Here is a 9,583-nt window from a genome sequence, read left to right as displayed (position 1 = left end):
CCAATTTATTGCAACCGCAGTAGGACAGCCTTAAGTCCGACAGGCTGCTAGTTACTTCCCCCGATAAAACTGCTTTAAACACAGGCAGCTCTCATCAAGTTCAGCACCTGACCGTAAATAAATACTTAAAAATGGAACGTTCGCACTTAAAACTATCTATATACCAAAAAGAAATTTAAAATTACCTTCTAATCAAACAAAGTAGCTTGAGAATACCCATGGCGCTTCTGGAAATCCTTCAATACCCTGACGAAAGACTTCGCACCATTGCCGAGCCCGTGGCTGAAGTAAACGACGATATTCGTAAAATAATCGATGACATGCTTGAAACCATGTACAAATCCGGGGGCGTTGGTCTGGCAGCCACTCAGGTCGATATCCATCTGCGCATTGTCGTGATGGACTTTTCCGATGATGGCAACGAGCCAATGGTTCTGATCAATCCAACGTTCGAACCTCTGACCGACGAATTAACGGATCTCTCTGAAGGCTGTCTGTCCATCCCGGGATTTTTCGAGCTGCTGGATCGTCCGGCTCAAGTCCGTTTGACTGCCCTGGACAGAGACGGAAACCCATACTCAAAAGATCTCGATGGCCTGCCTGCTGTCTGCGTACAGCATGAGATGGATCACTTGAATGGCAAACTGTTCGTGGATTATCTGTCGCGCCTGAAACAGGAACGTATTCGCAAAAAACTGGTGAAAAACAAGCGCCTTGCTATGGCTTAATGCTTCTGAAGACCTCCCGGAAGATGAGTTCCGGGGGGACTCAGATTTTACTCAGCCCCTTACTTTATCTATCATCGCCGCCAACCCTATCGTTCTGTCGAGCTTGTAGAAAACCCAATGAAAAGCCTTCGTATTGTCTTTGCCGGTACTCCGGATTTTGCCAGCGCCCACCTTCAAGCGGTTCTGGACAGTCAAGCGGTCATAGACAGTCAGCATGAAGTCATTGCCGTATACACCCAGCCAGACAGACCGGCGGGACGGGGCAGAAAACTGAAGCCCAGCCCGGTGAAAGCGCTGGCGCTGCAACATAATATCCCAGTGTTCCAGCCACTGTCTCTGAAAAAAGATGAAGCTGCCCGTGAACAGCTCGCCGCACTCAAGCCAGATCTGATGATTGTAGTAGCCTATGGTCTCATACTTCCGAAGAGTGTTCTGGATATTCCAACCTTTGGCTGCATCAATGTGCATGGATCGATTCTGCCGCGCTGGCGCGGTGCAGCCCCTATCCAGAGGGCCATTGCGGCCGGAGACGAAGAGTCCGGAGTCACCATTATGCAGATGGATGAAGGCCTGGATACTGGCGATATGCTGATTAAAGCCCACTGCCCGATTCACAAAACAGACACATCTTCCAATTTGCATGACCGCCTGATCGAAGTAGGCCAGCCGGCCCTGATCGAAGCCATTAATGCTATCGCTGAAGGCACTATTACTGCGGAAAAGCAGGATGACCGTTATACCAGTTACGCCCACAAAATGACTAAGGAAGAAGCCCGCATTGATTGGCACAAAACAGCAGCTAATCTTGACTGCCTGATACGGGCATTTAACCCTTGGCCAGTAGCGACAACCGAGTTGGAAGGGATCGCCATTCGGGTCTGGGAGGCAGAACGGGTTGAAGAAAACCACGCTGAAACACCCGGCACTCTGATTAAGGCTGACAAATCAGGTCTGGATATTGCCTGTGCAAAAGGCATACTCCGTCTGACTAATGTACAGTTATCTGGCAGTCGTGCCATGCCCGTTCAGGACCTGCTCAACAGCCGCAGGGATATGTTTATACCCGGGACAAAATTCAACTAATGGCCAAACAATCTTCCGTTCGACTGGCAGCAGCCAAAGTGATTAGCCGTGTTGCTTCCGGTGAATCCCTGAGTCAGGTTCTACCTGAATATCAGGAGGGTCTGCGCCAGAAAGATCAACCCCTTCTGGCAGAGCTGAGCTACGGCACGCTGCGTTACTATTTTCGTCTGGATAACTGGCTCAGTGCCCTTATGGACAAACCGCTGAAATCAAAAGAGCAGACCATTCACAGCCTGATTCTGGTGGGGCTCTACCAACTTTTCTATACGCGCATTCCAGCACACGCCGCTATCGGAGAAACGGTCCAGGTCACCCGTATGATGGGTAAAGCCTGGGCCAGGGGTCTTGTGAATGGCGTTCTGCGTTCTGCACAGCGTCAGGAAGATGCGCTCAATGCACTGTCCGATTCCAACGATATTTGTCTCACCGCTCACCCACAGTGGCTGATCGGCAAGATCCGTAAAGCATGGCCTGATCATTGGCAGGCTATAGCCCGGGCCAACAATCAGTCTCCTCCCATGACCCTGCGGGTTAATGAGCAGCATTTAAAGCGTGATCGTTACCTGAAAAAATTGCTGGATAACTGTATCCAGGCTTCATCTTCTCTGGTGTCTCCCCAGGCAATCACCCTCACACGGGCTCTCCCGGTAGAACATCTGCCCGGCTTTTCTGAAGGTGTGGTCAGTGTTCAGGATGAATCCGCCCAGCTTTCCGGAAACCTGTTGCCCATCAAAGAAGGCGACAAGGTTCTCGATGCCTGCTGCGCCCCGGGAGGAAAAACCTGCCAATTGCTGGAAATGTTTCCGGGTATTGAACTGGATGCCCTGGACATAGATGAGAAGCGACTGACTCGTGTTCAGGAAAATCTGGATCGCATTGGCCTGAAAGCCCAACTCCTGACCGGTGACAGTACTCAGCCTGATCAATGGTGGAACGGACAGAGTTACGATCATATTCTGCTGGACGCTCCCTGCTCAGCTACCGGCGTAATCCGCCGCCACCCGGATATTAAACTGCTTCGCAAACCCGAGGATATTGATGCATTGGCCGAGCTACAAGGCAAAATCCTTAATACCCTATGGTCATTGCTAAAGCCCGGTGGCACACTGCTCTACGCGACTTGTTCCATAATGCCGGCTGAAAACAGCAAACAAATTGCCGTTTTCCTCGAACGACAAGTAGACGCAGCACTGCAACCCCTTCCCGGAGAATGGGGACTGGATACCGGCTTTGGGCGACAAATTCTGCCTGGTTCAGGAGACGGCTTTTTCTATAGTCTGCTGAAAAAAGTACGCGGTGATTCTGACGTGACCATTGAGAGCCCTCAGCCTGGTGAGAGCTCTCAGCCTATTGAAAGCTCTCTGATAATAAAAAGCCATCAGGAAAGTCTATGAAAATCATCATTCTCGGTGCCGGACAAGTAGGTGGAACTCTGGCAGAAAACCTGGCCAATGAAGAGAACGACATCACGGTAGTGGATGCCAACGGCGAGCTTCTCAGGGAGCTACAGGATCGTATTGATATCCGGACCATCCAGGGTATGGCCTCATTCCCCTCTGTACTCAAACAGGCCGGTGCTGATGATGCTGACATGCTGGTAGCGGTAACTAACAGCGATGAAGTGAACATGGTGGCCTGCCAGATCGCCTACACCCTGTTTCACACACCTTCCAAGATTGCCCGTATTCGTCAGGCGGCGTACCTGAACAAGGAAAACCTGTTTGGCGATGATGCTCTGCCCATCGATGTATTGATCAGCCCGGAGCAAGTCGTCACCAACTACATTCGACGCCTTCTTGAACGTCCCGGAGCACTTCAGGTTCTGGACTTTGCCAATGGCCGCGCCCAACTGGTGGCTATGAAAGCCTATTATGGCGGTCCATTGGTTGGCCAGGAATTACGCTACCTGCGTGAACATATGCCCAGCGTTGACACCCGGGTGGCTGCGATTTTCCGCCGCGGCAAGGCCATCATGCCCAAAGGTACAACAGTGATTGAGGCCGATGATGAGGTCTTCTTCATCGCTGACCGCTGTCATATCCGGGCTGTCATGAGTGAACTTCAGAGGCTCGATGATGATTACAAACGCATCATTATTGCCGGCGGCGGTAACATTGGTCTGCGCCTCGCCCAATCGGCTGAAAATGATTTCAAGGTGAAAATCATTGAACAGAATATGGAGCGCTGTCAGTTCCTGTCCGAGACCCTGATCAAAGCCATGGTTTTCAACGGCAATGCCTCCGATAAAGAACTGCTGATTTCTGAAAACATTGAAGAGACAGATGTCTTTTGTGCCCTGACCAACGATGATGAAGCTAACGTCATGGCCGCTATGCTGGCCAAACGTCTTGGTGCCCGTAAAGTAATGGCTCTGATTAATAATCCTGCCTACGTTGATCTGGTTCAGGGAGGTGAAATAGATATTGCGATTTCCCCACAGCAGGCCACTATCGGCAGTCTTCTGAAACACGTACGAAGAGGGGACGTTGTTAACGTTCACTCTCTCCGTCGAGGCGCAGCAGAAGCCATTGAAGCCATTGCTCATGGCGACGAACATTCATCCAGAGTCGTCGGTAAAACGGTTCAGCAGGTCGAGCTGCCTCCCGGAACAACCATTGGGGCCATAGTCAGAAACGATGAAGTGTTAATTGCACACGACACTACCCGTATAGAGTCAGGAGATCATATCATTCTGTTTCTGACCAACAAAAAACGTATTCACGAAGTAGAACAGCTCTTTCAGGTTGGACTGGGCTTTTTTTAAACGATGCAGTCGTGCTGGTCTTGCGCACTTAATCATTGAATCAGACAGCATGGCCGCTGTCTGTATAACCAGAAAAACAGGGTCTTATGCAGTTTTCTGTCGTTTTGCCTGTCTTGGGCATTCTTTTGATGCTATTCAGCTTCTCCAGCCTTCCGCCTCTGGCGGTGGCGATGATTTATGGGGAAACTGAAATTTCACTGTTTTTATATACTTTTTTCCTGACGTTTCTCATCGGTTTGTTACTCTGGTTTCCTTTCAGAAAAATCAAATCAGATTTACGCCCCCGCGAAGGCTTTATCATCACCGTCCTTTTCTGGGTCGTTTTGGGAGGCATGGGTTCCCTGCCACTCTTACTGATGGAAGACCCGGGCCTCAGTGTGACGGACGCTGTATTCGAGTCCATGTCGGGCCTCACCACCACTGGCGCTACGATACTGACGGGCATTGATCATCTGCCTAAATCAATCCTCTTTTACCGTCAGCAACTTCAGTGGCTGGGGGGCATGGGTATCATTGTTCTGGCAGTGGCTATCATGCCTATGCTGGGGGTCGGAGGTATGCAACTTTATCGGACAGAAACACCGGGCCCCATAAAGGACAACAAGCTGACACCCCGAATCAAGGAAACAGCGAAAGCACTATGGCTGCTCTACCTGACACTGACAGCAATATGTGCGCTGGGTTACTGGCTGGCAGGTATGAATCTTTTTGATGCCGTCAGCCACAGCTTTTCCACCGTAGCCATTGGTGGTTTCTCAACCCACGATGCCAGCATTGGCTATTTTGAATCACCACTGATTAATGCCACTGCCACCTTCTTTATGCTGGTAGCCGGTATTAACTTTGCGCTTCACTTTTTCGCCTGGCGTAATAAATCCACCTATCACTACTGGAGAGACCCCGAGGTTCGCACTTATTTGCTGATCCTTCTGGTGGTCTCATTAATTACGGTGGCAGGTCTCTATTTCTCCGGCACTTATGATCTGGCAAACTCACTGGATCACGGTATTTTCGAAGTCGTTTCTGTTGCCACGACCACCGGTTATGCCACCAGCGGTTTCTCAGCCTGGCCAACATTCCTGCCACTTCTTCTCTTTATGACCAGTTTTGCCGGGGGATGTGCCGGCTCAACGGCAGGTGGCATGAAGGTGATTCGTGTGCTGCTGATCTTCAAACAGGGGGTAAGAGAACTTCGTCGTTTGGTTCATCCCAATGCTGTTTACACCATCAAACTGGGTGGCAAGGCCGTTCATAGTCGAGTCGGTGAGGCTGTCTGGGGATTCTTTGCCACCTATGTATTTCTGTTTGCTGTCATGATTCTGGCCGTAATGGCCACGGGCGTTGACCTGACCACTGCTTTTTCTACCGTAGCGTCCAGCATGAACAACCTGGGCCCCGCCCTGGGTGAAGCCGCCGAAAATTACAGCGCTCTTCCCGATACAGCGAAATGGATTCTCTGTTTTGCCATGCTGCTGGGTCGTCTGGAAATCTTCACACTGCTGGTATTGTTTACACCCACATTCTGGAAATACTGAGAATAGAAAAGTTATTCACAGCTATCAACAACTTATCCACACCTTCATCAGAACTCCATGATCCTGCCCCATAGAGTTTTGAGGATATTGTTGCTCTGTTATACACAACGACCACATTTCCAGAGGGATACAACGGTATCCGCTCCAGAACCAAAACGTTATAATCCGCTGCTGTTTCCAGAAAATGACACTTAATGCACAAATGAGCCGTTTCACGCTCAGGCTTTCAGTGGCATTGCAAGCACCCGGGTCGTCATGGAGGTTGAACCAGAAGCGTCAGCTCCCTGAATTGTCGAGGCTATTGGCAGCCGGGATAGAGGAATAAAGCCTAATTTTGAGCCTCCATGAGGTAGTACTGTGACTTCTCAAAGCACGCCTGATATCAAGACATTCCAGGGCCTTATCTTGGCCCTTCAGCAGTTCTGGGCTCGCCAGGGCTGTGTCATTATGCAGCCACTGGACATGGAAGTGGGCGCAGGCACCTTCCATCCAGCGACCTTCCTTCGCGCAATAGGTCCTGAAAACTGGAACTCTGCCTACGTGCAGCCCAGCCGCCGTCCAACCGATGGACGCTATGGTGAAAACCCAAACCGCCTACAGCACTACTATCAGTTCCAAGTGGTGATGAAACCCTCTCCGGATAACATTCAGGAACTTTACCTGGATTCCCTCAGGGAGCTGGGCATCGACCCACTGGTGCATGACCTTCGCTTTGTAGAAGACAACTGGGAATCCCCAACACTGGGTGCCTGGGGTCTGGGCTGGGAAGTCTGGATGAATGGCATGGAAGTCACTCAATTCACCTACTTCCAACAGGTAGGTGGTATTGAGTGCTATCCGGTCACTGGCGAAATCACATACGGCCTTGAGCGTCTGGCCATGTATATTCAGGGTGTTGACAACGTATACGACTTGATTTGGACTGAAGGTCCACAGGGCACAGTGTCATACGGCGATGTTTTCCACCAGCAGGAAGTAGAGATGTCTACTTTCAACTTTGAACACGCTGACACTCAGGAACTGTTCCATCAATTCGATTTTTATGAAGCCGAATCCAGGCGTCTGGTTGAAGCGGGCCTGCCTCTGCCTGCTTATGAGTATGTCCTGAAAGCTTCTCATACCTTCAACCTACTGGACGCCCGTCACGCCATCTCGGTGACAGAGCGTCAGCGCTTTATTCTGCGAGTCAGAACCCTGGCCAGAGCCGTAGCCAAAGCCTACTTTGATACTCGCCTTCATCTCGGCTTCCCACTGGCCAGTGACGATATCCGTACAGAAGTTCTGGCCAGTCTGGAAGACAGCAAGACACAGGAGAAGAAGTAGTGAGCCAGAAAGATTTCCTGGTCGAGCTGGGAACAGAAGAACTACCCCCGAAAGCGCTGAAAAGCCTTTCCAATGCATTCACTCATGGCATCCTGGATCGCCTGAAGAACGCTCAACTGTCTTTTGACAGCTTTGAAGCCTTTGCCGCACCTCGTCGTCTGGCTTTGCTGATCAAGGGTCTGGATACTGCACAACCTGATCAGCAGCTTGAGCGCCGCGGCCCCGCGGTAAAAGCCGCCTTCGACAGAGAAGGCAAGGCCACTAAAGCAGCCGAAGGTTTTGCCCGTTCTAACGGCGTTTCAGTCGATCAGTTGGAAACGCTGACAACCGATAAAGGCGCCTGGCTTGTCTACCGTACGGTTCAACAGGGTTGCGAGACCACTCAACTACTGCCAGACATGGTCAGCCAGTCTCTGAATGAACTGCCTATTCCCAAGCGTATGCGTTGGGGAGCACAGCGCACTGAGTTTGTTCGCCCAGTCCACTGGTTAGTGATGCTGATGGGGGAAGAGGTAGTCGATTGCGAAATTCTGGGCCTTCAATCAGGTAACCAGACTCGAGGCCACCGATTTCACGCTAACCAGCCTCTGACCGTTAACCAGCCTGCCGATTATCATAATCTTCTGAGAGAGCAGGGTAAGGTGATGGCTCTCTTCGAAGAAAGACGCAATCTCATCAAGCAACAGGTGGCAGAAGTGGCGAGCGGCCTGGGTGGCGAAGCGGTCATTGATGAAGACCTGCTCGATGAAGTGACAGCATTGAATGAGTGGCCCGTTGCCCTGTCCGGTCGTTTTGATGATGAATTTCTGGAAGTCCCCGCAGAGGCCCTGATCTCTTCCATGAAGGAGCATCAGAAGTATTTCCATGTCGTGTCAAGAGATCCATCTCAGGAAGGAAAGTTACTTCCCCATTTTATAACCATTTCTAATATCGAGAGCGTAGAGCCCGAACAAGTAGTATCCGGTAATGAACGGGTAATAAGACCCCGTCTCTCGGATGCCAAATTTTTCTTTGATACGGACAAAAAAACCACACTTGAAGCTCGCAGGGAGACCCTGAAACCTATCGTCTTCCAGGCACAACTGGGATCGTTGTTCGATAAAAGCGAACGTATTGCTAAACTGGCTGGTTTCATCGCCAGACAGGAGACTGGGCAAGAACAGTTGGCTGTCCGTGCCGGAGAACTGTGTAAATCAGACCTGACTTCAGAAATGGTTCTGGAATTCCCTGAATTACAGGGCATCATGGGTCAGTACTACGGCGCAAACGATGGCGAAGCACAGGAGGTATGTCTCGCTTTGAATGAGCAGTACATGCCACGCTTTGCAGGTGATCAACTGCCTTCCAATCTGACAGGTTGTGCCGTAGCGATTGCTGACAAAATCGATACTATTACCGGCATCTTTGGCATCAATCAACCACCTTCAGGTAATAAAGATCCGTTTGCACTGCGAAGAGCCACCCTGGGTGTCCTGCGTATTATTGTTGAGAAGAAACTGGATCTGGATCTTCGTGATCTCATTAATCAGTCTGTCGAAGGTTATCAGGCACAAGGGGTTGTGCTGCCAGCAGCCAATAATGAACAGCTGACAGAAACTGTTCTGGATTTCATGCTGGAGCGATTCCGCTCCTGGTATCAGGATGAGCAGATTCCTGTAGAAGTCTTCCTGTCTGTTAAGGCCCTGAAACCTTCTCGCCCCTTCGATTTTGATCAGCGCGTTAAGGCAGTGCATCGCTTTAGCCAGATGGCAGAAGCCGAAACGCTATCTGCCGCCAACAAGCGTGTTTCCAATATTCTGGCTAAAGCCGGAAATCTGGTCATTCCTGACGCCGTTGACCCCGGACTGATGACAGAAGCCGCGGAGAAGGCTCTGGCCAAAACCCTGGCCGACAGCAAAGAAAAGGTTGCACCGATTCTGGAACAGAGACAATACTCAGTCGCTATGGAAAGTCTGGCACCACTGAAAGACTCTGTAGACCGCTTCTTTGATGAAGTATTAGTCAACGCTGAAGATGAGCAGGTTCGTTTGAACCGCTATGCGCTTTTGAAACAATTACGCAGGCTGTTCTTACACGTTGCCGATATTTCATTACTCTAGGGGGCGTTCTTATCCAACCGAACGAACAGATAAAAACATCAGTAACCTGAC

Annotated in this window: 7 protein-coding genes; all 7 read left to right on the top strand. The window is 50.5% G+C overall.

Annotation, left to right across the window (positions count from 1 at the left end; genetic code table 11):
- The first annotated feature begins 218 nt into the window (after positions 1 to 218).
- The 7 genes from def (at position 219) to glyS (ending at position 9,532) form a co-directional block, all read left to right on the top strand.
- Complete coding sequence (gene def / locus KDK17_RS07930; protein WP_257254811.1) at positions 219 to 728, top strand: peptide deformylase; 510 nt, start codon at positions 219 to 221, stop codon at positions 726 to 728.
- A gap of 117 nt (positions 729 to 845) precedes the next feature.
- Entirely contained in the window at positions 846 to 1,811 is a 966-nt protein-coding gene (gene fmt / locus KDK17_RS07925) for a methionyl-tRNA formyltransferase (RefSeq protein WP_257254810.1), read from the top strand.
- Positions 1,811 to 3,205 carry a 16S rRNA (cytosine(967)-C(5))-methyltransferase RsmB gene (gene rsmB / locus KDK17_RS07920; RefSeq protein WP_257274413.1) on the top strand — a complete coding sequence of 465 codons (1,395 nt, stop codon included), beginning with the start codon at positions 1,811 to 1,813 and terminating at the stop codon, positions 3,203 to 3,205. The genes fmt and rsmB overlap by 1 nt, the downstream gene beginning before the upstream one ends.
- On the top strand, positions 3,202 to 4,575 hold the full coding sequence (trkA, locus tag KDK17_RS07915) for a Trk system potassium transporter TrkA (RefSeq protein ID WP_257281596.1): 1,374 nt from the start codon (positions 3,202 to 3,204) through the stop codon (positions 4,573 to 4,575). Before rsmB ends, trkA begins: the two co-directional genes overlap by 4 nt.
- Positions 4,576 to 4,661: 86 nt before the next feature.
- Positions 4,662 to 6,110 carry a TrkH family potassium uptake protein gene (locus KDK17_RS07910; RefSeq protein WP_257281595.1) on the top strand — a complete coding sequence of 483 codons (1,449 nt, stop codon included), beginning with the start codon at positions 4,662 to 4,664 and terminating at the stop codon, positions 6,108 to 6,110.
- A 357-nt stretch (positions 6,111 to 6,467) separates the two neighbouring features.
- Entirely contained in the window at positions 6,468 to 7,433 is a 966-nt protein-coding gene (glyQ, locus tag KDK17_RS07905) for a glycine--tRNA ligase subunit alpha (RefSeq protein ID WP_257274410.1), read from the top strand.
- Positions 7,433 to 9,532: a glycine--tRNA ligase subunit beta gene (gene glyS / locus KDK17_RS07900; protein WP_257281594.1), complete on the top strand. Its 2,100-nt coding sequence runs from the start codon at positions 7,433 to 7,435 to the stop codon at positions 9,530 to 9,532. Before glyQ ends, glyS begins: the two co-directional genes overlap by 1 nt.
- Positions 9,533 to 9,583: the final 51 nt, after the last annotated feature.

Source organism: Endozoicomonas sp. SESOKO2 (genome assembly GCF_024606245.1).
Lineage (GTDB): Bacteria > Pseudomonadota > Gammaproteobacteria > Pseudomonadales > Endozoicomonadaceae > Endozoicomonas_A.
This window is presented reverse-complemented; position numbering and strand designations above follow the sequence as displayed.